23 protein-coding genes are annotated in these 24354 nt (G+C 47.2%); 12 read left to right on the top strand and 11 right to left on the bottom strand.

Annotated features, from left to right (window positions below):
* Nucleotides 1–12: 12 nt before the first annotated feature.
* The 5 genes from MK185_12095 to MK185_12075 are packed head-to-tail and all read right to left on the bottom strand — an operon-like array spanning nucleotide 13 to nucleotide 6295.
* Nucleotides 13–1089 (bottom strand): iron ABC transporter permease, encoded by a 1077-nt coding sequence (locus MK185_12095; GenBank protein ID MCH2041366.1) that lies wholly within the window; start codon nucleotides 1087–1089, stop codon nucleotides 13–15.
* Nucleotides 1089–1964, bottom strand: coding sequence for an ABC transporter substrate-binding protein (locus MK185_12090; GenBank protein ID MCH2041365.1), 876 nt, complete (start codon nucleotides 1962–1964; stop codon nucleotides 1089–1091). Before MK185_12090 ends, MK185_12095 begins: the two co-directional genes overlap by 1 nt.
* Complete coding sequence (locus MK185_12085) at nucleotides 1954–3024, bottom strand: hemin-degrading factor (protein ID MCH2041364.1); 1071 nt, start codon at nucleotides 3022–3024, stop codon at nucleotides 1954–1956. Before MK185_12085 ends, MK185_12090 begins: the two co-directional genes overlap by 11 nt.
* Nucleotides 3025–3036: 12 nt before the next feature.
* Nucleotides 3037–4179 carry an HmuY family protein gene (locus MK185_12080; GenBank protein ID MCH2041363.1) on the bottom strand — a complete coding sequence of 381 codons (1143 nt, stop codon included), beginning with the start codon at nucleotides 4177–4179 and terminating at the stop codon, nucleotides 3037–3039.
* A gap of 43 nt (nucleotides 4180–4222) precedes the next feature.
* Nucleotides 4223–6295: a TonB-dependent receptor gene (locus tag MK185_12075; protein ID MCH2041362.1), complete on the bottom strand. Its 2073-nt coding sequence runs from the start codon at nucleotides 6293–6295 to the stop codon at nucleotides 4223–4225.
* A 152-nt stretch (nucleotides 6296–6447) separates the two neighbouring features.
* Between MK185_12075 and MK185_12070 the strand changes: the two genes are divergently transcribed.
* The 9 genes from MK185_12070 to MK185_12030 all read left to right on the top strand — a co-directional run bounded on the left by MK185_12070 (nucleotide 6448) and on the right by MK185_12030 (nucleotide 12317).
* A complete protein-coding gene (locus MK185_12070) occupies nucleotides 6448–6798 on the top strand; it encodes a hypothetical protein (GenBank protein MCH2041361.1) in 351 nt (116 codons plus the stop codon).
* Nucleotides 6791–7162 (top strand): hypothetical protein, encoded by a 372-nt coding sequence (locus MK185_12065; GenBank protein ID MCH2041360.1) that lies wholly within the window; start codon nucleotides 6791–6793, stop codon nucleotides 7160–7162. The genes MK185_12070 and MK185_12065 overlap by 8 nt, the downstream gene beginning before the upstream one ends.
* 44 nt (nucleotides 7163–7206) lie before the next feature.
* The gene (locus MK185_12060; GenBank protein ID MCH2041359.1) at nucleotides 7207–7914 is read left to right on the top strand and encodes an ABC transporter permease; all 708 of its coding nucleotides are present in this window, start codon (nucleotides 7207–7209) and stop codon (nucleotides 7912–7914) included.
* Nucleotides 7914–8780 carry a helix-turn-helix transcriptional regulator gene (locus MK185_12055; GenBank protein ID MCH2041358.1) on the top strand — a complete coding sequence of 289 codons (867 nt, stop codon included), beginning with the start codon at nucleotides 7914–7916 and terminating at the stop codon, nucleotides 8778–8780. The genes MK185_12060 and MK185_12055 overlap by 1 nt, the downstream gene beginning before the upstream one ends.
* A 95-nt stretch (nucleotides 8781–8875) precedes the next feature.
* Nucleotides 8876–9454, top strand: a complete 579-nt coding sequence (locus tag MK185_12050) for a YbhB/YbcL family Raf kinase inhibitor-like protein (protein MCH2041357.1) — start codon at nucleotides 8876–8878, stop codon at nucleotides 9452–9454.
* Between the two features lie 61 nt (nucleotides 9455–9515).
* Complete coding sequence (locus MK185_12045) at nucleotides 9516–9863, top strand: hypothetical protein (protein ID MCH2041356.1); 348 nt, start codon at nucleotides 9516–9518, stop codon at nucleotides 9861–9863.
* A gap of 222 nt (nucleotides 9864–10085) precedes the next feature.
* A complete protein-coding gene (locus MK185_12040) occupies nucleotides 10086–10547 on the top strand; it encodes a hypothetical protein (protein MCH2041355.1) in 462 nt (153 codons plus the stop codon).
* 115 nt (nucleotides 10548–10662) lie between these two features.
* Nucleotides 10663–11196, top strand: a complete 534-nt coding sequence (gene fldB / locus MK185_12035; protein MCH2041354.1) for a flavodoxin FldB — start codon at nucleotides 10663–10665, stop codon at nucleotides 11194–11196.
* A 362-nt stretch (nucleotides 11197–11558) separates the two neighbouring features.
* Entirely contained in the window at nucleotides 11559–12317 is a 759-nt protein-coding gene (locus MK185_12030; GenBank protein MCH2041353.1) for a transporter substrate-binding domain-containing protein, read from the top strand.
* Nucleotides 12318–12488: 171 nt separating this feature from the next.
* On the opposite strand, the gene MK185_12025 is transcribed toward MK185_12030, so the two are convergent.
* Genes MK185_12025 through MK185_12010 form a run of 4 tightly spaced genes read right to left on the bottom strand, consistent with a single transcriptional unit; the run spans nucleotide 12489 to nucleotide 18493 of the window.
* Nucleotides 12489–14228, bottom strand: a complete 1740-nt coding sequence (locus tag MK185_12025) for an ExeM/NucH family extracellular endonuclease (GenBank protein ID MCH2041352.1) — start codon at nucleotides 14226–14228, stop codon at nucleotides 12489–12491.
* Nucleotides 14213–15208: a GTP-binding protein gene (locus MK185_12020; protein ID MCH2041351.1), complete on the bottom strand. Its 996-nt coding sequence runs from the start codon at nucleotides 15206–15208 to the stop codon at nucleotides 14213–14215. Before MK185_12020 ends, MK185_12025 begins: the two co-directional genes overlap by 16 nt.
* A gap of 49 nt (nucleotides 15209–15257) precedes the next feature.
* Nucleotides 15258–17768 (bottom strand): hypothetical protein, encoded by a 2511-nt coding sequence (locus MK185_12015; protein ID MCH2041350.1) that lies wholly within the window; start codon nucleotides 17766–17768, stop codon nucleotides 15258–15260.
* Entirely contained in the window at nucleotides 17765–18493 is a 729-nt protein-coding gene (locus MK185_12010) for an ABC transporter ATP-binding protein (protein MCH2041349.1), read from the bottom strand. Before MK185_12010 ends, MK185_12015 begins: the two co-directional genes overlap by 4 nt.
* Here MK185_12010 and MK185_12005 point away from each other — a divergent pair.
* The 3 genes from MK185_12005 to MK185_11995 are packed head-to-tail and all read left to right on the top strand — an operon-like array spanning nucleotide 18480 to nucleotide 22403.
* Nucleotides 18480–19172 carry an arylesterase gene (locus tag MK185_12005; GenBank protein ID MCH2041348.1) on the top strand — a complete coding sequence of 231 codons (693 nt, stop codon included), beginning with the start codon at nucleotides 18480–18482 and terminating at the stop codon, nucleotides 19170–19172. The genes MK185_12010 and MK185_12005 overlap by 14 nt on opposite strands.
* A gap of 51 nt (nucleotides 19173–19223) precedes the next feature.
* Nucleotides 19224–21584 carry an EAL domain-containing protein gene (locus MK185_12000; GenBank protein MCH2041347.1) on the top strand — a complete coding sequence of 787 codons (2361 nt, stop codon included), beginning with the start codon at nucleotides 19224–19226 and terminating at the stop codon, nucleotides 21582–21584.
* An 18-nt stretch (nucleotides 21585–21602) separates the two neighbouring features.
* A complete protein-coding gene (locus MK185_11995) occupies nucleotides 21603–22403 on the top strand; it encodes an inositol monophosphatase (GenBank protein MCH2041346.1) in 801 nt (266 codons plus the stop codon).
* On the opposite strand, the gene MK185_11990 is transcribed toward MK185_11995, so the two are convergent.
* Both MK185_11990 and MK185_11985 read right to left on the bottom strand, forming a co-directional pair.
* The gene (locus MK185_11990; GenBank protein ID MCH2041345.1) at nucleotides 22385–23374 is read right to left on the bottom strand and encodes a hypothetical protein; all 990 of its coding nucleotides are present in this window, start codon (nucleotides 23372–23374) and stop codon (nucleotides 22385–22387) included. The genes MK185_11995 and MK185_11990 overlap by 19 nt on opposite strands.
* 1 nt (nucleotide 23375) lies before the next feature.
* Nucleotides 23376–24320: a triacylglycerol lipase gene (locus MK185_11985; protein ID MCH2041344.1), complete on the bottom strand. Its 945-nt coding sequence runs from the start codon at nucleotides 24318–24320 to the stop codon at nucleotides 23376–23378.
* Between the last annotated feature and the right edge of the window lie 34 nt (nucleotides 24321–24354).

Here is a 24354-nt window from a genome sequence, read left to right as displayed (position 1 = left end):
TTTTCCAGTCAATCAACGGCTACGTACCGATTTAATTTGTTGGGTTAATAATAATAAAAATACCGGACCACCGAGTATTGCCATTACTAAGCCAACCGGGATATCGGCTGGTGCTAACCAGGTGCGGGCAATCAAATCTGCCAACAATAATAAAGTGGCACCGCAGATCATGCTGGCAGGCACCAACTGACGATGATCAGGTCCAAGTAATAAACGCATCAGATGTGGAACGACCAAACCGATAAAACCAATCATACCGGCAACCGCCACGCCAGCACCTACCATGAGTGCTGCAGCCGCCAATAAAGTGAATTTCCCCCGCTGTACCTGAAAACCCAAATGGGTAGCCACGGCTTCACCCATTAATAGTGCATTTAATAAACGAGAAAATCCTGGCAAGATCAACAATGGTAATAAAACACAAAGAAACAGTGCGGAAATTTCTGACCAGCGACCGTATGCCAAACTGCCCATAGACCAGAAGGTCATGGAACGTAATTGCTGATCATCGGCCACGTACGTCAGAATGCCGGTTAATGCTCCGGCAATCACATTAATAGCAACCCCCGCGAGTAATAACATCGCAATTTGTGTCTGGCCGTTAATGGTACCTAACCGGTAAATGATCAGACTCACTATCATAGCCCCCAAAAAAGCGGCCAGAGGGAGTGCAAATATCCCAGTCAGTTGTACCCAAAACGCCAGCCAGCTATTACTGAGTACAATAACGGCAACTGCTGCCAACGCTGCGCCACTGGAGACACCAATTAAGCCGGGATCAGCCAGAGGGTTACGAAAAATACCCTGGGTAACAACACCCGCTACCGCCAGACCAGCGCCTATCAAAATGGCCATCACTGCACGCGGTAGTCGCAGTTCACGAACCACCCAGTCTGACTGTCCCTGAATTTCTGCTCCACTGATGGCATTTGACAGCGATTGCAATACTTGAGAAAAATCCATCGGGATGGGACCCGACGATAGCGCCAGTAAAAATAGAAATAAAAAGGTAATAACCAGCAATCCCCCTTGCCAGCCAAAAGCGCGGACAGAACCGAAAAGAGCCCGCAAGCGCCGCGCTGTTTGCATTAATCGCCACCGACAACATTTTGGGGATACAACACAGTAACTAACTGCTCAACCGCTTCAGCCAAACGAGGACCAAAACCGAGAACCACCGAGGTATTAATCGTATGAATGCGATTATTTTTCTGGGCATCTGTCATTGCCAGCGATGCTGTCAGGCCTTCAGGATCAGCCGGTCCGGTGTAGGCCACCAATACAACTTCCGGATTTGCAAGTAAGGCACCTTCCGCAGAGACCGGTTTGTAGCCTTCGTATTCCATCACGTTATCGGCAGACACTAAATCCAACATCGCCTGTGCCTGGGTGTTCTTCCCGGCAGCCATTAAACCGCGGTTACCAGCCCCGAGAATGAATAACGATTTTCTTGAAGCACCTTCGGGAATTTCGGCGAGGGCCTGTTCCGTTTTTTGGCGAATGTTCTGCTGTAATTGTTTACCTTTTTGCTGCTCTCCTAATGCTTGTGCAACCTGATCAACTTTCGCCAATACACCGTCAAGACTGTATTGACTCTGAATACGCACAACCTCAACTCCCGCTTGCTGCAGCTGAGTAAATACCTCCGCAGGCCCGGCATCCTGAGATGCAATAACCATATCGGGTTGCATCGATAAAATACCTTCCGTCGATAAACGGCGCATATAACCAACATCGGGTAATTCAAGAGCTGCTTTCGGATGGCGACTGGTGGTATCGACGGCGACCAGCTGACCACCGGCGCCCAGCTCGTAAACAATTTCAGTAATTGAACCATCAATACTGATAATACGCGGCTGGTTATTGCTCTCGGCACTGGTATTTGCATGAGTCAGCGCACTGAAACAGACAATAAAAGCTGTAAATATTTTTAGAAGACGAGTCCAAGTAATATTAACTGGCATGGCCTGACTCCTTAGAATGTTGAGCAATTAACTCATGCACTAACTCTCGCCAACCAGCCATTTCTGGTTGACCATTTTCACGCTCACCGAATAGCAGGACCAACTGTTTGCCCTGATTATCAAATGCTTCCAGCGAGGTGATAATACCGTCAGAGGTTGGCTTACGGACCAGCCATAAATGACGGATCATGTCGGTATTAGCGTGCAGATTAAACTCCGGATCAAGAATATTAAACCAAGGTCCAGTGCGCAGTAATTTATTGATTACACCGGTGTGAATCTGGATCACACCATCGCTACCAACAAATATCATAATTGACTGCTGTCGTTCAGCGGCCTTCTCTAATGCCTGTTCAAACGCCAGTGGGTCGAGTGGTAACGCATAATCCGCTCCAATTGCCTGATACGCAGGAACACGCGCTAACTTGTGTCTCTTCAGTAAAGTCTGAAAATGATGCACATCTTTCAGTTCGTCCCACCCCTGACGCAACGCAGTAATATCAAGATCATCGGGAGCGGATAATAAATCCTCTGCTTCAGTAACCGGCTCTATCTTGATGACGTGTTGCTGCGCCGCACGATAACGTTTAACCAGTTCTTCAAATTCATGAATGTCCGTACCCTCTTTGGCATAGATTTTATGAACTGCTTCTCCCTGAGCATTAAAGAACTGCAGACTGCGACGAATACCTTGTTCTTGTTTTTCCTGAACATAAAAACCATGCACAAATCGACTGAAAAACAAGCGCAAATCAATCACACCTAGCGCTAATCCCATGTTACCGTGAATCGATAAGTCTTTATATTGACCGATTTTTTCATGGACCATGGCGTCGTTACGAGTGAGTGCCATTACCGTTCCCAGAGCTTCTACTTCCGTCAGTAATCTTTTGAAATCACCAGACAATAACGTAATGTGCTCACCGCCCAGCTGCAGAACCAACAAGTCTGCTTCACTAACGCCCAGTCTTTCTGCAGCATTACGAATGCGTAATTTAGGCTCCTTAGCAAGCAGTTGCTGCCACTGCTGTAACAAGCTCTGTTGTTTTTCAGTCGTCATAAATGCTCTCTTTTATTGCGCAGCCACTTTTTTAAAGCGAATTTCGGGTGTACCAGATTCACCCAAGCCGTAATAGTTAATGACTTGTAGTGTGTATTTTTCTGAATTATCAGATGTTTTATCTGTATCAATCAGATAGGTACGATAGTTTGGCAGCAGACGGTGTTGACCAGATAGGTTGTAGGCATACCAACTGCTACTGTCGAAGACACTCTCAGCGCGATCGGCACTGTAATGTGAGCTGATGTCGTTACCAGCAATCGAAGTTGCACTGGTCATAGCGGCCGCGGCCTCTTTGGTTTGCGGACCAAATACTGCACCGCTGCCATCTCCAAATACACCACCATTGGTCCATAAGCCGGTTCCCGAGCGGGAAATTTCCAGACGCAAATCCCAATTAGCCGACTCACTGTCGCAATCAACTTTTGCTTTACTATCCAGATCCAGACAAAGTAGCGACTGACCCGGGCTCATAGCAGCAGTCAGTGTTTGCTCGCCACCCGCAAACTGACTGGTGTCGGCTGCCTGAGTTTCAAATTTTAATTCAACACTGTAAGTGCGGTCTGGCTGAGGTGTCAGACTGGAAAAAGAGAATTTTGAATAGGTTTTACTATCGGCATGGCGCACTAACCAAACATTACTGGTATTGGCCGATAAGGTGTGAGTTTCCTGATTGTAGCTATACCAGTCTTCACCTTTAATGGCAGGTTTATTCGCATCCTGTGCAAACGTTAAAGCTGCGATATCATAGTCTTTTATAAGGTCAGCTTCGTATTGTCCCGCTACCGCATTCAGGAAGGTGTTATCAACGGGTTGTCCATCGCTGTAAAATTCATCCTGGCCATCCACAACAGCAACCTGCACATTGCCACTGCCTGAAGCACCTCCATTAGAACGAATGGTATGACGACGAAATGCCAGATGCCAATCGCCTGAACTACTCGCCTGTTCTGACGTTAGCGCCACCATTTCACCACGATCAAGATTAACATAGGCCCAGTTTTCACGGCTCACAGCATTGACCTTCAAGCTGGAAAAGCTCGCAGCTGGAACACCATCTCCTGTATTACCGTTATTATCAGAATCGCTGGAATCTGACCCACAACCAGTTAATAACACCGGTATTGCGGCCATTGATAGTAAAACTTTTTTCATAATATTCTCCCCAATAGTGATTTGATGAATTGAGTTAAAGTTTCTAAAAGGAATAGGACAAACCGACATAAGGGAATCGGCCACGACTAGGCCGTCTGTCGGATGCGTTATTAGTGTTGCGAACAATGTCATTAAAATTATTAATGCCACCGTATAACCCGAATGTTTTATTCAGATTAAAATCTGTTTTTACGTCCCAGCGTTGATATCCCGGACTGATATTGCGTTTCTCTACGTCGGTATAAAATTCACTCTGATATTCACCGGATAACGTTATATTCCAGCGATAGCTGATGTCCCAAAGCAGCAATAATTTAATACTTCGTCGCGATCGGTTGGGTAGCGCCTGATGTTTTTCCAGATCACGTGAATCAAGATAATTAAACGAAATCTGCTGTTGAAAACCCGCTATAGGCGAGTGCTGAACACTCACACCATAGCCACGAGTCATGGCTTCAGGGAAATTGGTTGATTGATAAATAGCAACCCTACCATTATCTTCACGACGACCAGTATCTACGGCTTCAATAAGATCTGTAATACGGTTATGAAAGGCGGAGAATTCAACGTTAATAGAATTATTATCGGTAATATTCAACGATGTCTGAACACTACGGGACTTCTCGGGTGTCAGATCTTCCGACCCCAATACTTTGTAACCATTAACACTGTGGTCGAACTCGAAATAACTTTCTTTCAGATTCGGTGCCCGATAACCAGCGGCCACACCACCGCGTAGCTGAACGCTCCATTCATTCATTTCAAAGCCGTGGCGTATATTCAGGCTGGGCGCTGTGTGATTCCCAAAGCGACTGTCGTTTTGCCAACGAGTACCCAATGACAACTCACTGTCGTTGTTCAGTGGGACGGTACTCTGAACAAAGGCTTCGGTTGTGCTGCGGGTTTCAAGTTTTACTTCCTCGGTATGGTGTAAATACGTGCCGTTACCAAGGTCATCAACTTGTTTTACTCCGGAATCCTGAGTCGCAGACAATTTTACTTCAGCTTTATTCTGCGATAAGTCTTCCTGATACCATTCCACACCACTGACCACTGATGCCAGACCCGCCCCCCATTGCTGTGGTAACCAGCGCCATTGAAAGGTGGCTTTTTTCTGATGTGTTTTCGCATCACGATACAGATTGCCTGCGGTGATCAAAGGATCATTCTTTAACTGATCCGATTTATCCTGCTGGCTTTCATACAAACCTGAGAACGCCAGAGAATGTGCTTCTGATAACGACCACTGGTTATGCAAGCTGACGTGGTCGCGATCCAGTTGTTCGAATTTCTTTGCCTTAAAATTCCCCTTGGCTTCGGTGCGGTAAGCAGTATCTTCAATGAAACGTTTCAATATCAACCTATGATCCATTGACTCGCTCTGATGACTGACACCGACTTGATAGTTACTTTTTTCGCCATTAAATCCGTTGCTGCGGTAAGTATCTTTGTCCAGATCAAAGTCATCGGCCTGGCGCTGATCAACGCTCAGTTTCCAGTTGAAGCCAGCCAACTCACTGTGAACATCGGCTGCCAGATGTCGCTCACCTGGGTGGTTATCTCCCTGAATCTCTCGCTCACCAAACGTACCCACGTCAGCACGAATACGCCCACCAGAGCGGCTCTCAGCTTTCCGGGTTATTACATTAATGACCCCGCCCATGGCCGCACTGCCGTATTGTGAAGAACCCGCACCGGGAACAATTTCAATGCGCTCAATATCCAGTGAAGAAACCTGCGACACGTCCACAGTTGAGCCGGTTGTGGCAGTCACAGGCAGCCCATCGATCAAGATCAATACCCGATTGCCATCAAAGCCCTGCAAGTAGACCTGCTCACCGGTTTTGCCATGAACCTCCCGCAATTGCACACCAGGCATGATGCGCAGTGCGTCGCGTAAATCGCGGGTGTGCAGTTTTTCAATGGTCGCGTTATCCAGCAATTGCGTTCTGACCGGCGTATCGGCCAGTGGACGTTCAATACGCCCCGCTGTCACCACAATATCAGACAGGTTAAACGGTAGATTTGCAGACTCATCCTGAGCAAACGAGACATCCCAGGCAACAAGCAGAGAGAGTAGTCCCCCTATTTGAAGCGCACCAACATGCTTATTCATAATCTTACACAAAACGTAACGAGATTCATTTGCGGGTTCATGAATACATCAAACACAAATGATTCTCAATAAGCTTTACAAAGTTTAGAAACCTGCTGTACTGCTGCAGTGGGTCTGATATTCTGCTGCAAAGCCAAGCAGGAGCCGCCATAGTGGCGAAAGAGCCAGCCGATATTCCCGGCAGAAACACACATCAGGACGGCAATCCGTCGCCCCTCTCTCCTCCTGTTACGGGTTGGCGTTTGTGGTTGCAGCAGCGTGCCCAGAACGAGCGTGCAAACTTACGGTTATTTGTCAGTGGCGCCGCCGCATTTTTTATTGGTTTGGGTGGCGTGCTGTATGCCGATCAACGCCTGCTGCCCTCGGTTATTCAGGAATTACTGGCCGGTAGCGGCTTATTTCTAAGTGTTATCGGCGGCCTGCTGGCATTAACCGGATACATATTTTTGAGCTTCTCGAGAATCTTTCGTGTAGTTCGTACAGATGAGAAACACCATGACTGAACGTTTTCCCGATATAGAAATTTACCTGATGAAAGCAGAGGCTGCTGCGGTAAAAGAATGGCTTAATTCAGCGCTTGGTGAGGTGACTGTAGTAAAGGCAGGGACAACCTGTCACTGGCAGTTCTCCGGTATGGATGTCTTTTTTACCGAACAAGCGGAAAAGAACTTTTCCAGTCTCTGGTTTAAACAAAACCGGACCCCCTGGTTAACCGACCTCGATTGTGCTCGTATTGCACACGCCGCATTGGGCTGTGAAATACGCTGCTCTGATTCAGGCTGGCAAGAAAAGGAAGGGGATGACCAGTCTGGTCAAGGCTGGATAAAACTGATTCGTGGCGAAGAAAAAAGCTTTATCTGGAAGTAACCACAAGCGCGATTGAAGCGGGCCAATCATCAGAGGTATTCATCGTGGCAACCATATCCTGGTTTGAATTGACATGGTGTTTGATACCGGTGTTACTGGTGTGTGCGATTTATATGGCCTGGCAGGGACGGCCGAGTGAAATTTTGTTCGCTGCGGCGCGAATGTCAGTACAGCTGATTGCTGTCGGCTATGTGTTAATCAGTATATTTAACACCCCATCACCCTGGATCAGCTTAGCCATCGTCGGTCTGATGATGGTGGTTGCCACCTGGATTTCTATTCGTCCGGTACGCCATCATAGGGGCTATTTTACTCCGGCGTTAATTGCACTATCGGTCTCGGTTGGCATTCATTTGGTAATTTCTCTGGCGCTGGTTTTAAAGGCCGACAGCTGGTTTGAACCACGATTATTAATCCCATTAGCGGGTATGTATTTCGCCAATACAATGAACGCTGTTAGCCTCGCAGCTGAGCGTTATCACTCGGAACTACATGCCCAGGTTGATGAACCCAAGGCCAGATTCACCGCATTTCACGCCGCTATGATCCCACAACTTAATAGCCTGCTGGCTGTTGGACTGGTTGCTCTGCCAGGCATGATGACTGGACAGATTTTGTCCGGTGTTTCGCCTCTGATTGCAGTACGCTACCAGATTATGATCATGACAATGGTACTGGGATCCACCGGCGTTGGCAGTGCACTGCTGTTGTATATTCTGGGAAAAAATCGTCGTAATCAGGAGTCACATTGATGACGTCGCTGCAATCACTGATAAATCAAATCAGTCACTACACAGAGCAACAGCAACCTTTGCCATTCTCTCTGTTTCGCTGTTCACAGCCCCAACAGCTGCATCAGGTTCCGATTCTGTCTCCGACACTGATTTTTGTACTTTGCGGCCAAAAGCAACTCAATAATAGTCATACTGCCAATGCAGGAGAGTTCATTTTTTTACGTGGCGGGCAAAATGTGATGCTCAGTAATCTGCCGGACCAGCAACAATACCTGGCACTGGTATTAGAGTTACAGCCACAGGATCAACTGGCAGCGCCCCCATCCACGACAGAGTTCAACTCAACTTTTGGTGCTCAACTGGTTACCAGCGAAATCCAATCATCATCCGGTCAGCCTGGTAGTGACTTTATCGCCACGATCCCGGACATCATCATTACCAGCCTGCAACAAATGGCAGACTGGTCGGTACAGGTCGACCAGAGCCAGTGGTATATCCGTCGACGAGAGATTTTGCAGCTGTTGCTGGATGCAGGTTATCGACAGGTCTTACAGGCGTTTAATGACGATTTATTCACAACAAAGGTTACGCACCTGTTGCAACAACAACCCGATAAAAACTGGAGTCAGGCTGACTTGTGTGAACAGTTAGCCATCAGTGAAGCAACGCTGAGACGTCGCTTACTCGCAGAAAACACCAGTTTCCGGGACTTATTGGAGCGTGTTCGTATGGGAGTCGGTCTGGATTTGCTGCAGACTACTCGACTGCCCATCAGTCTGGTGGCAGAACGTTGTGGTTATCTGTCAGCCAGTCGCTTCTCAGAGCGTTTTAAGCAACGCTTCCTGCTAACACCATCACAATTGCGCAGAACCCAATTCGCCTGAAACTGACGTTTACCGGGGCGAAAATGACGCTTTGCGGCGACTGCAATTTCTTTCTCTGATTATCATTGGTTTACCAACTCCATCGAGGAATTACTGTGAATATTAAATCACCATCAATGATAAAACTGACTTCTGCCGCCACTTTTTTCTGCCTGACATTCAGTGCCTTACCGGCCTTATCGTTAACATTGACGAGCCAGGACATCGAACACGGTAAACCCATGACTAAGCAGCAGGAATTTCGGGGGTTTGGCTGTAATGGTGGCAACCAGTCACCGCAACTCAGCTGGTCCGATGCGCCACAGGGAACCAAAAGCTTTGCTCTCACCGTTTATGATCCGGATGCACCCACTGGCAGTGGTTGGTGGCATTGGCAATTGGTTGATATACCAGCCGATCAAACCGAGCTGAAAGCCAATGCTGGCATTGCAGACAACAGCGGCATCCCAAAGGGAAGCCAACAAATACCGAATGACTATGGTATTGCTGCATTCGGTGGCGCTTGCCCACCAGAAGGCCACGGCAAGCACAGATATCAATTCACGTTACACGCTTTGTCTGTCGATAAGTTGCCATTACCGAAGAATCCCTCTTCGGCACTGGTCGGTTATATGATCGGCGCACATAGCCTTGAAACGACAACACTTGAGGCGAGCTACCGTCGCGATAAATAAGTTTGAGGGTGATATGATTCGCCATCACACATGAGTGACGACATCTTCTTTGCAACTACCAATGCTAAAACTTATTAAGAACCACTGGGCACTGCTCAGCATGTTGATGCTGGCAGTGGTCACTCTGGTTTCGTTATACCCGGCGGATCAGTTACCTGAAGTACCGGGCAGTGATAAGACACATCACCTGGTCAGTTACGCTTTGGTGGTATTCCCGGCAGCGCTGGCCAACAGCAGGTGTTTATTTGCGATTGCTCTGATCATCTTCGGTTGGAGTGGTGCAATAGAACTGATCCAACCTTACGTTAACCGCTACGGAGAGTGGTTGGATCTGGCAGCTAATGGGGCCGGTATCGCGGTGGGTTTAATCGCGGGATTAGTCATTCACAAACGAACCAGCGGTGCCTGACCGTTGCAGATTCTCGGTTGCCGATATGATGTAACAGTATCTTTAAATCCGTCTTACTTAACGTCGATCATTCCTGCATTCATCAAAAGTCACGCAATTGATTCCGCCAACCGACTGACATCGCCTGATTGTCACTAAATATTTACAGAATTCCACACCTCCCAAACTTGCAAATGCGAATTGTTATCATTAAAGTAAGAGACGTTATCGCAGGAGATGCCTATGTCACTTTCAGCTCAGGACAACAACGTCGTAGCTCTGCACAGCTTTCGCAAGTTTGCACCACACAAACGCGTCAGTCGCCAACAGATCGTCAACAATGGACAGGATCACGCCATTCGTCGTCTGGAGGTACTGGAAAGTCGTATACAGCGCTACGGTGGCGATATTCTTCATCCGGAATGGATTGATGAATACATTGATCTCGGTCTGGAACTGGCTGAACACGCAGGGCAGCGCAACTTTCAACCGTTGCAGGAAAGCTGGCTGAAGCGCATCTACAGAACCCTTCGCGATACGGCATTTAATCTCGATTGCCATGAAAACTGGCGGCAGCAGTGCCTGGACTTTTTATACCAGCCATCGTTTGCACTGCAGCATTTTTATCGGGAACAACCCAACGGCAAGTTGAAGATTCGCCTGCTGTTTAAAGATTTATCAATGATTACACGTTACGTCGTTTGACGGCTTTCTGGCCGCAGGTACGTGGCGACATAAGATGGATTGAGGGGTGCAGGGATGCCATTTACTCAAACTGAACACCAACCGTAAACAGTGCGTCAGCACTCTTGAGGAAGACATGCAAAGAATCGGATTAATCTTTGGTACCGATACCGGAAACACCGAAGAAGTCGCTAATAAACTGCAGGAAAAAATCGACTGGGCCATTGTAGAACTACATGACATCGCGTCTTGTGCCGTGGAAGATATTCAACAGTATCCGGTACTGATCCTTGGTATTCCAACCTGGGACTTTGGCGGTATACAGGCTGATTGGGAAGATTTTTGGCCGATTCTTGATGATATGAGCTTTGCAGGAAAAATCGTTGCACTCTATGGATTGGGAGATCAATTCGGTTACGGGAACTATTTTCTCGATGCCATGGGTTTGTTACACGATGCTGTTCGTGACCGTGGCGCCACCATCATTGGTCACTTTTCGACCGAGAGTTTCGACTTTGAAGAGTCTAAAGCACTGACTGAAGATGGTGAACATTTTGTTGGTCTGGCTCTGGATGAAGACCAGCAATTCGAGTTATCTGACGGTCGTATCGATACCTGGTTAAAACAGATTCACGTTGAGCTGGATAACTTACAAGCCTTGTCCGCGTAAGTCTGCAATTGCGATAAGGTCAAAATAAAAAAGACCGGATCTGGTCTTTTTTATTTACCTGACCATAAAGTCAAAATTCAATATTAAAACTACCTCCCCATAACCAATCGTTTGTTCTATGACGATGCCAGCGCCGCAAAAATTGCGGTTCGCAGCACACTCAGTGCCGTTCTTAGCATTCTCCACTCGTCAATAAAAAGTCGAATTGATTCACTGTTGACTACTCATAAACACAGACAATTCGGCCCCTAATACCCCCCTGTTTTCAACAATTGGCAGTTATGACACCCTGACTCTGATACGTTCACATTATTAAGGTCTAAACTGGAAGGGTTCCTGAATAATAAATTGAGACGTACGATATGAAGTTGATAAAAAACACAAAAATCCTGTTTATCACACTTTTCCTGAGTTGCTTAAACGGAACCCATGCTACTGAACTTGGCTCTCTTGAATTTCTGACCGAGTCTTACCCACCGTATAACTTTAAAGATGGTGGAAAATTACAAGGAATTGCAGTGGACTTGCTGACCCAAGCCAGCCAATCTGCAGGGGATCCAATCACCAGTAGCAAGATCAAGTTGTTACCGTGGCCACGGGCTTACAGTAAAGCGACGGAGGGACCAAATATTGTACTGTTCTCTACCACCCGCACCGAACAACGCGAACCGCTGTTTCATTGGGTTGGGCCTATCTCAGCGACACGTGTGGTATTAATGGCACGAAAATCTGACAAAATTATCATCAACTCTGAAGCAGACATCAAAAAGTACATCATTGGCGCCATTCGGGATGATATTGGCGAAGTTCTGGTCAAGGCTGCGGGCGTACCGGATTCATCGATTAAGAAAATTCCCCGAGCCAATTCTCTTGTTAAAATGTTAAATTCAGGTCGTATTAATTTATGGGCCTATGAAGAAAACGTGTCTCGCTGGTTTATTAAACAAGAAGGTCTGAAAAACTCGGACTTCGAGGCCGTGCATGTATTAAAAGAAAGTGACTTGTATTACACCTTTAGTAAAGACATCAATAAAGAAGTCGTTGATAAATTACAACAGGGTGTGGATGCCATTCGTGGTGATAAAAGTCGCTACCAGGATATCGTTAATAAATACTTGTAATATTTTTAAACTTTGTATTTTTAAAAATACGCCAATGGAAATATCCTTTGGCGTTTTTTACGGAACAGCAATGCCTAAATTGCCACGAGAATCACGAAAAGTTTCACAACGTTGATCATGGCGATTGTTTGCCTAAAGAAACATCGGTCAACCTAAATATCTGGCGAAGCATCAAAAGCCAAGCGTTAGAACCTGTGGGTCATGATCGGATGACCTAAGATAAGGTACCAGACCAGTTTGCTTTCCTTCTGTGGAATTAATATTCCAGCTGAAAAAACGTTGTGGTTTAAACCCGTGAATACTCTGACTGTTAATTTGATATAAGATATGATCCAGACTGCCTAAACGGCCACGGAAGCGATAAGAATATTGTTCAGAAGCACTCAAATCAGCCGCGTTTTCCCAGCCTTGGCGGTAGAAAATTCGTAATGGCTGTTCCAGTTTATAGGCATTAAAGTCTCCCAATACTAACTGAATGTCCGTATCACGGAAATCGAGCATCTTCTCGACAATCGCCATTGCCGCACGACTGCGTTTCATATTACAGCGTCCACCGAAATTGCGCTGCTTTTTCGTTTCTTTGCAACTGGAACCTTTTGACTTCAGGTGTACCGCTGCGATAGCCAGGCTGACATGTTGATAACGAAATTTCTGAATAATAACCGGGCGATTACCATAGTCATCAAACAGAGCTTTACCTTGTCCATCAACAGACGAGGTGCTCTTATTTAGAACACTGGCTTCGCCGACACCAGTTACTTTATGGGGGCGATAAATAATGGCACTGCGTATCAAGTCCGTTCCCATATATCCTGCATTCACTGCACGATACATGAGCTTTCTATCTTGTTGTTGATTTAACTGGTTGATCAGAAACTGTAATGCACTACTGTCTTGATAGCCATCGTTCTCTATTTCGTTAAGCACCAGAATATCGGCATTCAGCGCCAGGATAGCTTGCTCTATACGATGACTCTGTTGTTCAAAACCCGGGATACTTTTTGCTCCACGGGAACCTTTAAAACTTGTTCCATAAACAGTGCGCTTGCCATTAAAGTAATTATTAAGATTGAAACTGACAACAACTAACTCCGTTTGTTTGTCGTAAACCGGTGGTTCTGGTCGTTTGGATTCAATCAGCTTATAGCCATCCATATAAAGACCTGGCCAGACTTTTCCTTTTTGGTTCTTCTTAGCATAACTATGTACGATACCGGTTAGATGCTGAAATTGATCTCCGATTCTTATAGGTTCTTTTGGTGTAAATCCTGTCAGTAGTAACCGATCCTGCAGCCAGTCCTTATGCAAACGTTTAGCCTCGCTGGACCCAGGAATTGCAACCTGCGTTGGTTGATAATGCAATTGATGAGATAACACCAATTTGCTGTCGCCATGACTACGACTGTTGAAGCCCGATACAACAGCAACAGCACCATTGGGCTTTTCACCAAGCAACTCAATTCTCATCCCTTCATACTTTTCCCAACTCTTTTTGGAAGTAAGAGGTAGTTGAATTTTCTGAGGCGTGGGAAGGATTGCAGAACCACAGGTAATGATTTGCTGAATATCATTAAGCTGGGTCACCTGATGTACTTCTGTCACCCGCCCCGCAAGGCGAACGAGTTGTCCAGACGATAAACGTTTTACCGGGTGTGTCGCGTCGCTGATAAACAAACCTTCAGAGGTTTGCTGGTTATTATCCTGTTGTTCGTCCGGTGTTTGAATCCAGAATCCAGATTCCATCAATCGGGTGATCACACCTTCGGTTTCAAGTTGTTGTCCCAGTAACGGACTCAGCCGCTGGTCACTTTGAATGTCATAAATGGGAGTATAGGGAGAGCCACATTCCATCGCTGCGGCGGAAACCATCAGCGACGGAAGTAGAAAAATAGTAATTAACTGGTTAAACACGCAAGCAGTGCCTGTTGCAGCTCACGCTCATCCAGCGAATCTGCATTGATCAGCTCTAAACGACTTTCATCAAGCGTCCGGGTTGGCATCTCTGATAAGACCCCCTCACGCAGATTGAACACGTACGCGCCTTGCTGGGTTCTTATCAGGCCTTTTGCACGCTCGATATCTAAGCTGGATAACCAATCACGCAACTTTTCCAGACAAAAGGTCTTATCTCCTGCAATCAACCAGCCCAGCGAAAAGTGTCCCTGGCCATGATTACTCAGAGTACGAATTTCTTCCCCTTCCTGTAGTGGTGTTTGCGAATCCAACCCTGAGTCTTTTTTATGATGATGATCGTGGGCATGCGGGTGCACAGCCAGGCGTTGTTCATCCGCTGAATGTGCCAATAACGCAATATCGACCTCCCCCTGAGTAATCCAGGCACTGGCCGCTTTTGCTGGCTGTGAGTTATTGAGCAAATGTTCGAAACCCGTTTTATCGTCATCACTGGCCAGATCGGTTTTATTCGCCACCAGCACATCAGCGAGCTGAATCTGATCAACGAAAGTTTCATGCTGAGTGTAACGACTGTCCTTTAGATGGCGTGGATCAATCAGACAAACACTCGCTCCCAGTGCCAATACATCCTTATAGTGCTCACTGCGCAGAGTTTCCAGAATATTACGAGGGTGTCCCAAACCGGTTGGTTCAATTAACAATACATCTGGTTTTTCTTTTGCGATTAACAGGTTGAGTCCCATTTGAAATGGCAAACCCGAAACACAGCATAAACAGCCTCCGGGAATTTCTTTGGTTACTACGTTATCGTATTCACCGGTTTGTGACTCAAGAATGGCGCCGTCTACCCCAACCTCGCCAAACTCATTTACCAGTACCGCCCACTTTTCAGATTCTGGCTTTTGTTTTAATAAATTAAGAATGGCGGTGGTTTTCCCCACCCCTAAAAATCCGGTAATAATATGGGTTTGGATCACTCGCCTTTCTCCAGCATGTAAAATAATCGGTTAATTGAAGGTGATGGAATCAGTCCAGCTCTCTGAGTACGGTTAATGGCGCAATATGGACCGCCGCCCGCATTAAGTGAGAACCTAACATAATTAACGCGACAGTCGTTAGTGGTGGCAGCCATAACCAGATCCAACCCAAGCCCTCAAACACGCCGTCATAAGGAATATTGAGCAGGAACTGATACAAGCCAAACACAATCACTTCACCAGCCAATAACGCTAAGATCGATGATAACAACCCCAATAAAGTGAACTCAGTAATCTGCGCGCGACGAATCACTGAACTACCAGCACCCAGTGTTCGTAAGATCGCTCCCTCACGCAATCGTTCCGTCAGGCTGGCAATCAAAGTTGCTACCATCACCAATGCTGCGGCAATCAATACAAAAGTCAGAATCAATTCAACCGCCAGACTCACCTGTGCCAGTAATGTTTGAATCTGGCTGAGTACAATCTGCATATCCAACAGAGTTACGCTCGGGAAATCACGAATTAACTGAGTTAATTGCGCTTGCTGTCCGGGCGGAACATAAAAACTGGTGAGAAAGCTGCCGGGTAGCTGATCCAGTACATCTGGCGAAAACATCATATAAAAGTTCGGCGACAGCGAACCCCAATCCACTTCGCGGATACTGGAAATCGTCGCCTGAAAATCCACACCACCAGCCCGGAAAAATAACCTGTCGCCCAAACCAACTCCGAGTCGTCCCGCCAGACGCTGTTCGATCGAAACCTGATTTTTCCCGGTTAATAACGCCTGCCAATCACCTTCGATAATTCGGTTGGAATCCGGCAGTTTGGTGTCAGAAGTTAATGCCAGATCACGATTAATCGCCGGGTCAGAAGCGACTTCGAGCGCCTGCACATCCTGGCCGTTAATTTTTAACAACCTACCCGGTACCATCGTATACAACCGCTCCGTACGATAACCGGCCTCCTCAATACGCTGATAGAACTCTTCTTTTTCATACGGCTGGATGTTAATCGCGAACACGTTGGGCGCATCATCCGGCAAGCTCGCCTGCCAGTCAGCCAGCAAATCGTTACGCACTACTGCAATCACAACCATCACCATTAACGTCAGAGAAAATGCCAATATTTGTCCTGCAGTCTGGCGACTGTTGCGACTCAGGTGCTGCCAGGCAAAGCGCAGGGTCAGCGGCAAGTCTGCCTGCCCTAAACGCTGTCTCAGTGCAGCAATCAGTGCGTGTAACAAGGTCAGCAGAATTAATACAACGGCACCACCACCCAGCATCATACCTACTGTTAATGGCAGATCCTGAGTAAAGAACCATAACAATAACGTCAGTGCTGCCAGCGCGACTAACGTGATTAACCAACCCGATAATGGCACCGGTGTTAAATCACGACGCAATACGCGTAATGGCGTCACCCGCGACAAGGGCAGAATATATGGCAACGCAAACCCGAATAAGGTCAATACACCACTACTGGCTCCCAATAACCACGCAGCCACAGGCGCCTGAGGTAGATTTTCTGGTAAAACACCGCGTAATAATTCAATAAGCGCCTGTTGTAATAATGCCGCCAATCCGCCACCAATAACGATGGCGACCACGGCCAATACCACCAGCTGAAACGCATAAATGCGATAAACCTGAAATTGTTGTAATCCAAACGTACGCATCAACGCACTGATGTCGAAGTGTCGTTGAGCATAACGCTGGGCACAAATGGCAACGGCGATGCTGGCTAAAACAACCGCCAGCAGCGCGGCCAGGCCTAAATAACGACGCGCTCGATCAAGCGCGTTTGACATTGCCTGGTTGCTGTCTTGCAGGGATTCGAAACTCTGATTAGCTTCCAGTTGCCAGGAATCGCGCATTTGCTGCAACGCTGATTGGTCGCCTTTGAGCAGCAACCGATACTGAAGACGGCTGCCCGGCCCCAGCAGAGAAGAGTTTTCCACGTCTTGCCAATGGATCATAACCCTGGGCGAAAGGGTATAAAAATTCCCCCCCCGGTCACTCTCCTCAAGAATTACGGCCGAGATACGGTAGTCGGAGTCTCCCAACTCAATCTGATCACCCACTTCGGTGTTGAGAAGCGCCAATAACCTTGGCTCAACCCAGACCTCACCCGACTGCGGGCCTCGCAACATCAATTGCTGTGACGCCTCGTCTTCGTATGCCTGATCAGACACCAATAAGCGACCGCGCAGTGGATAGCCATCATCCACCGCTTTGATCGCCGCCAGGGACATCTGATCACCTTTCAATACCACACTTGGAAAAGTTAAGGTGCGCGCGGTTTCAATTCCGGCTTGCTGTGCCTCAAGACGCCAACCATCATCGATTAAGCTGGTCGATTTTAATCTCAGATCGGCACCCAACAAATCGTTAGAGCGTGACTGCATCGCAAGATCGAGACGGGCACTGAATAATGCAATGGCGGTTGTGGAAGTCACTGCAATCAGCAGTGCCACCAGAATCAGGGTTAATTCGCCACTGCGTGCTTCGCGCATTAACAGTCGCAGCGATAATGCCCACTGCTGAAAGACACTCATTGATCAGCTCCATTTGTGTGCAATTGGCCATCAATCATCTCAACCTGACGGCCACAACGAGCCGCGAGTTCCGGATCATGAGTCACCAGAACCAGCGTTGTGCCTTTATCTTTGTTCATCTGAAACAGCAATTCCTCGATCTGATGGCCGGTATTGCGATCAAGGTTACCGGTTGGTTCATCGGCAAATAAAATTTCCGGCGATCCGGCGAAGGCACGGGCAATCGCAACACGCTGTTGCTCCCCACCCGAAAGCTGCGCCGGGTAGTGCGTCTCACGTTCTGCCAGACCGACCTGAGCCATCAGCGCCTGCGCCTGACTACGGGCATTTTTTTCACCGCGTATTTCCAGCGGCAACATGACATTCTCCAGAGCCGTCAGACCGGGTAACAGCTGGAAATTCTGGAACACAAACGACACCCCCTGAGCACGCACTGCGGCACGCTGATCTTCGTTTAATCGATCAATACGCTGCCCCAACAAGCTGATTTCCCCAGCACTGGGCTGATCCAAACCGGCCATCAAACCCAGTAACGTCGATTTGCCACTGCCCGAGGCACCAATTATCGCAACGCTTTCGCCGGACTTGATCTCAATATCGACGCCCTGCAAGATGACCAGTTCCTGACTGCCTGCCTGTACGCGTTTCTCCAATGCGCGGATCATTAGGGCAGCATTTTTCGAAACTGTTGTAGCGCTGGAGATTGTTGCCGTGGCTGTTGTCATATCGATTCGTAACCTGTGTTGGCTGCCATTGATGGCGTTGATACTGAGTCTGGTTTCATTACAAAATATGGCTCAGGACGCTGCACCCAGCGCTGACCTGGCCTTAAAAAACGATGCGAGAACTATCTTAGTGCTGGGAGACAGCATTAGTGCCGGATTTGGCATTCCGATGCAACAGGGATGGGTCGCTTTGCTCAGTAAAGAATTGCAACGAAATGACGCGAAAACTCGAGTGATTAATGCCAGCATCAGTGGCGATACCACTCAGGGTGGCGTAAGCCGATTGCCTGAACTGTTAGCCAAACACCAGCCAAACTTGGTGATTATCGAGCTGGGTGGCAACGATGGCTTGCGAGGCACCCCAATTCAGGTGATAACGCACAATCTGACAACATTGATACAACTTTCACGTGAGGCAGGTAGCGACATTTTATTAGCCGGAATGCAGATTCCGCCTAACTACGGCCGTCGATATACCCAGTCTTTCCGTGAGATATTTCCTACGCTGGCACAACAACACAATACCTTGCTGCTGCCCTTTATCCTGCAAAAAGTTGTGAAAAAACAAGGACTGATGCAAGCCGATGGCATACATCCGACCGCCGAAGCCCAACCACTGATATTGCAATCTGTTTTACCTGAGGTAACGAAGTGGTTGGAGAATGTCCCACCAGCCTGAAATCGCTACCTATACTGATACCTGGCTTTAGCAATTATTCGCCGGGTATCTATGACAGCGATCGCCAGATTTTCTTCTCCTGACTCTCAGGAATCGCCGGGAAAGAAAAAGCAATCAGTAACCTCACAACGCTATTTATTGGCTGTTTGGCTGATAGCGACACTGGGGTTACTGGCGAACCTAGCCTTCCAATGGCAGGACAATCAGCGCTTGTTCGAGCAACGGCTGGAGTTCACTCATCAGCTCTACCTGGACCGCTTTATGTCTTCAACCAGCGCTGCCAACTGGTTACAGCAGCCATTGATTAATGAATCTGAGGCAACGGTGGTATTGGTGAATCCCGACGGCCTGCTGCTCCAGGCTGTCCCCGACCAACCCGAATTACAACACTTGCTGGGGGAAGAGATACCTCTCAGGATATTCAGCCCGATTCAGAACAATGCGTCCACCGAAACGGTTATCGCCATTCCAGAAGTGGCCAGCGATCAAACACGACTTGCGCGGGTTTCCGTTTTACCAGACAGTCGTATCTTTATGGTAGTTTCATTACCGGAGACACTGCGCAACCACGCCTTTATTCAGCGATCTGCTTACGACATCGCCATTTGGCTATTGTTAACCATTGCTGTGATTCTGATCTTTGCCAATCTGAAGAATCATCTGCACCGAACCAAAACCCGGGAAGAAACCTACTTAAAAGCACTGAGTAAGGCGGAACAACGATCGTCTCTGCTGGTAAATAATATTCCCGGCTGTGCCTATAAAATTAACTACCCTCATCATCGGATTATACTCACAACCCGTGGCTGTAAAGATATTCTCGGCGAAGACAGCCAATCATTAATCAGTCATAAGAAAACCATGCTGGACTTTATTCATCCGGATGAGCGCCAGAAATACCTGAAAGAAATCGAATACCACGTCCAATCACAAACAAACTTTGAACTGATTTATCGTGTTTTTCTGGATAACCATGACTTTCGTTGGGTAATGAACCGAGGACAAATCGTTGTAGAAAAAGATCGTCAATTAACCATAGAAGGGCTTTTACTGGACATTACTGACCACAAGTTGTCACAACAGCAGGTCGAATACCTTGCAACCCGCGACCCGTTAACCGAGCTGGCTAACCGGTATTTCTTTAATGACGAACTGATCAGGCAAATTCATTCTGACAATGTACAAGAACTCTCTTTCGCACTGTTATTTATTGATCTTGATCGTTTCAAAACCATCAACGATTCGCTTGGTCATCAAGTGGGCGACAAACTATTGAAACAAGCTGCCAATCGGCTTAAAACAATTCAGGATAAAAACCATCTGATCGCCAGACTCGGCGGTGATGAGTTTATCGTTATGTTAAAAGATCCTGATAACAAGCGTGAGATTAAAGAACTGGCAAATACCATCATCAGAACACTGAACCAGGTATATCAGGTGGAATATAACCGTTTGAATACATCCTGCAGTATTGGTATCAGCTTGTTCCCGCAGGACTCCCGCGATCCCCATGAATTAATTCGTCATGCAGACACCGCAATGTACAAGGCAAAAGATAAAGGAGGTAACTGTTACGAATTCTTCACCGACGAAATGAAACATCAGGCCAATGCCCGATTAAGTCTGGAAAATGATTTACGTAAAGCCATTCAGAATCAGGACTTCGAATTGTATTATCAGCCTCAGGTTGCCACCCTTGATAATCGTCTATTAGGAGCTGAAGCCCTGATTCGCTGGAGACACCCGACCCAGGGACAAATTCCTCCATCGGATTTTATTCCCATTGCTGAAGAAACCGGCCTGATAAAAGAGATTGGAAAATGGGCGTTGATGGAGGCTTGCAGTACCTTCTCCAGCTGGAACCGAACCTATGGACTGGATTTAAGAATCGCGGTAAACGTATCGGTAAAACAACTCGATGATCTGTTTGTCTCGCAAGTTCAGGATACGTTAAGAAAAACCCGAATTGCCGCCAGTAATCTGGAGTTGGAAATCACTGAAAGCCTGCTGATGAATAATGTTGAGGGATACATCGAACTGCTGGAACGTATCAAATGTCAGGGAATCAACTTCGCCATGGACGATTTTGGAACCGGTTATTCATCACTGAGCTACCTGAAACAATTCCCGATCAGCAAACTCAAAATCGACCGGGAGTTTATACGCAACATTAATAATGACCAGGACGATGCTGCGATTGTCCGTGCCATTATTGCTATGGCCAAAACCCTGAATCTCGGAATCGTTGCTGAGGGTATTGAGAATATTGATCAGTTATCACTGCTACAAGACCTGAATTGTGACAGTTATCAAGGGTTTTATTTCAGTCGCCCACTACCCAAAGAAGAATTTTTTACTCAATATATTGGCAAAGAGAAGAGCGTCATCGTGCCCGAAAGGGCAATCAATTGAGTAATAAAGCCAAAAGATATGGACAAACCAGCTACATCATTCTTAATTCAACTCGCACAACAAGCCGGCGACCTGATTAACGCGCAACGACAGTCTCTGGATATTCAGTTCAAAGGGGAAGGTGCTACCGAACTGGTCACTCAGGCCGATATTGCTGCAGACCAATTCATCACCGAACAGATATTACAGCACTACCCACACCATCAGATTCTGTCGGAGGAGTTGTCGCCGGAGTTATCATCTGAAAATGATCATTTGTGGGTGGTTGACCCAATCGATGGAACCGTTAATTATGCCCATGGTCATCGTCAGGTTGCTGTTTCCATCGCTTATTTTTATCAGGGAGAAGTGGAATCGGCTGCGGTTTATAACCCTTTTGATAATGAAATGTTCTCAGCAACCCTGGGCCAGGGTGCACAACTGAATTCCAGGCCAATTCAATGTGCTGGCAAAAATGAATTGCATCGGACAATCATCGCAACCGGCTTCCCTTACCAAAAAAATGATTTGGATAAGCTAACCAATCGCCTGCACCATATTCTCTCGCACTGTGCGGATATCCGCCGGCTTGGCTCTGCGGCACTGGATATTTGTTGGGTTGCATGTGGTCGTCTTGATGGCTACTACGAAACTGTAAAGGCCTGGGATTTTGCCGCAGCCCAGCTAATCGCCAGAGAAGCAGGTGCCGTATTCGGACATCTCTATCCACCCGCGGAGAATCCACAGCTGGATGGTAATAATATTCTGGTAGCTAACGCCGGTTTATACCCTCAATTGCAGCAGTTGCTTATAAATGCGGATCAGGAGTTGTCTGCATAAATCTGCGTTGCCGCCTTCAGACGCTTGCGTTCCTCCTCACTGAAATGCTTTTGTCGATAGATCGATAGCAGCTTTTCCTGATCTGCACGGTCAAGCTGTTGCGAGCTGAGTGACTTCTGATAATTCATGTAGTCCTGAATTTTCTTTCGCCAAACAAACCGCCGTTCATCCAGTTTTTGCAAACGTTGTGCGGCTTCAGCGCCGTATTGTTGCTCACGCCATTGCTGAATATCAGCATCACTGCCGCCTTCCTGGCGCAGTCGCTGCTCGCTCTCCTCCAGATGAACCAATTTACGCGTCTCGCGGCGCATTAACTGTATAGCTGGAGGTAATTCAGCTTCTAACTGATTGAGTTCCTGCTGGCTTGCACCGCGTTTTTTAGCCATCATACGGTCAATTGTATGATTATCGAGAAGCTCATCTCCACGGAAAAAGGCTTCAACAACAGTCGGAGAAAACCATTGCTGTCGCAATCGTTGCTGCCAACGTGTACGGGCAACCACCTCTTCGAAACTTCCACCGGAAACACGTTTCTGCTGTTCATAGTCGTAGCGCTGAAGTGCCTCCAGATAGCCCAGATAATCTTGCAAAAGTTCATTGGCCTGAGTTCGGGCGGGTTCCGGTAATCGCGCTATCTGTAATTGCATCGACTCAATAATATCCGCCAATGGCAACTCCCCCTGAGCGGCCAAATGAAAGTCTATCCAACGACGTAGCTCAAGAGTGATCATCAAAGTGCCGTCATCATTGACACGTAAAGCGCCGTCTACATTGGCTCCACGGAAAGTACGCAACCCTTGCAACTGAATATCTGAGACTGTATCTGCACCGGCAGAAGACGGAATATTTCCCGCTGCCGTCAGAGGTAATGTGTCCACCTGAATATAAGACGTGTTTTCGCTGAGAACGCCATATACCCAGATACCAAGTCCTGAAATGGTAAGAAACACCACCGCCAGCAGCGGGTTCATATTACAAGCCAGCCTGTTTAAGTCGATTTGCGTGAGTGCGGAACACCGTTAACGGATCAGTTTCAGTCAGATGGTGAATACCCAGCAACATATTCACTTCATCCAGATGATTCATTCTGAAATCGTCACGAATCACCATACCCAGATGAGAAGAACAGCGTCCGACTAAGCCATCATTCTCAACTCCATCGGGGAAAAAGTTCTGAGTCGTCCCGGTCAAAAGATCCAACGGGTCGAGAACGTTCGTAACCGGTTGACTGCCACTCCAGGAATAGTACCGAATACCATTTACAACATAAGCACCCTCGCCACACTCGGTTGTCGGAATGCCTGCACCGTGTTTTTTATTAAATTCGATCGTGTCTGCCGTCGTCAGAGAGCGCATTGATGCAATGATGTCCTGTGGATACCCACCCCCGGATATTCCATCAATAACGGTTGCCAGCAAATTACCGAAACTGGCAAGTAAGCTTTCAAAAGCCGCTGAATTATTACTCCATTCCGTCAGCGTATCTGCCACGGCTGAACCGCGGTTTACACCCGCAATCGTTGTTACAGAAGCAATAAGATCGGGACGAACAGAGGCGACATAACGGGTAGTAGGCCCACCATGGCTATGACCAATCAAATTCACCTTATCGGCACCGGTAATCGCCAGAATCTTTTCGACTTGTGGGATAAGCTGTTCACCACGGATTTCCGGGGTATTGGAATTAGATACCGTTGTCACAAATACTTCAGCACCGTCCTGGCGCAAGGTCTCTGGTACCTTATGCCAGTAGTCAACACCTAACAAACTATCAAAACCGTACAAACCATGTGTCAGTACAATGGGATATTTGGTTTCGGTATAACCCGTACTGGGCGGTTTAGACATGGCCATAACCTGGCCGGATACAACTAATGAAATTACCACTGCGATAGCAGCACATACTCGCGTCAACATACAGAATCCTTCGCTTGTTATTTTTTTAAAGGCA

Source organism: Saccharospirillaceae bacterium (genome assembly GCA_022448365.1).
In the GTDB taxonomy this organism is placed as follows: Bacteria; Pseudomonadota; Gammaproteobacteria; order Pseudomonadales; family Oceanobacteraceae; genus Bacterioplanoides.
The sequence above is the reverse complement of the archived record's forward strand: the minus strand, read 5'-3'. Positions and strand labels throughout refer to the sequence as shown.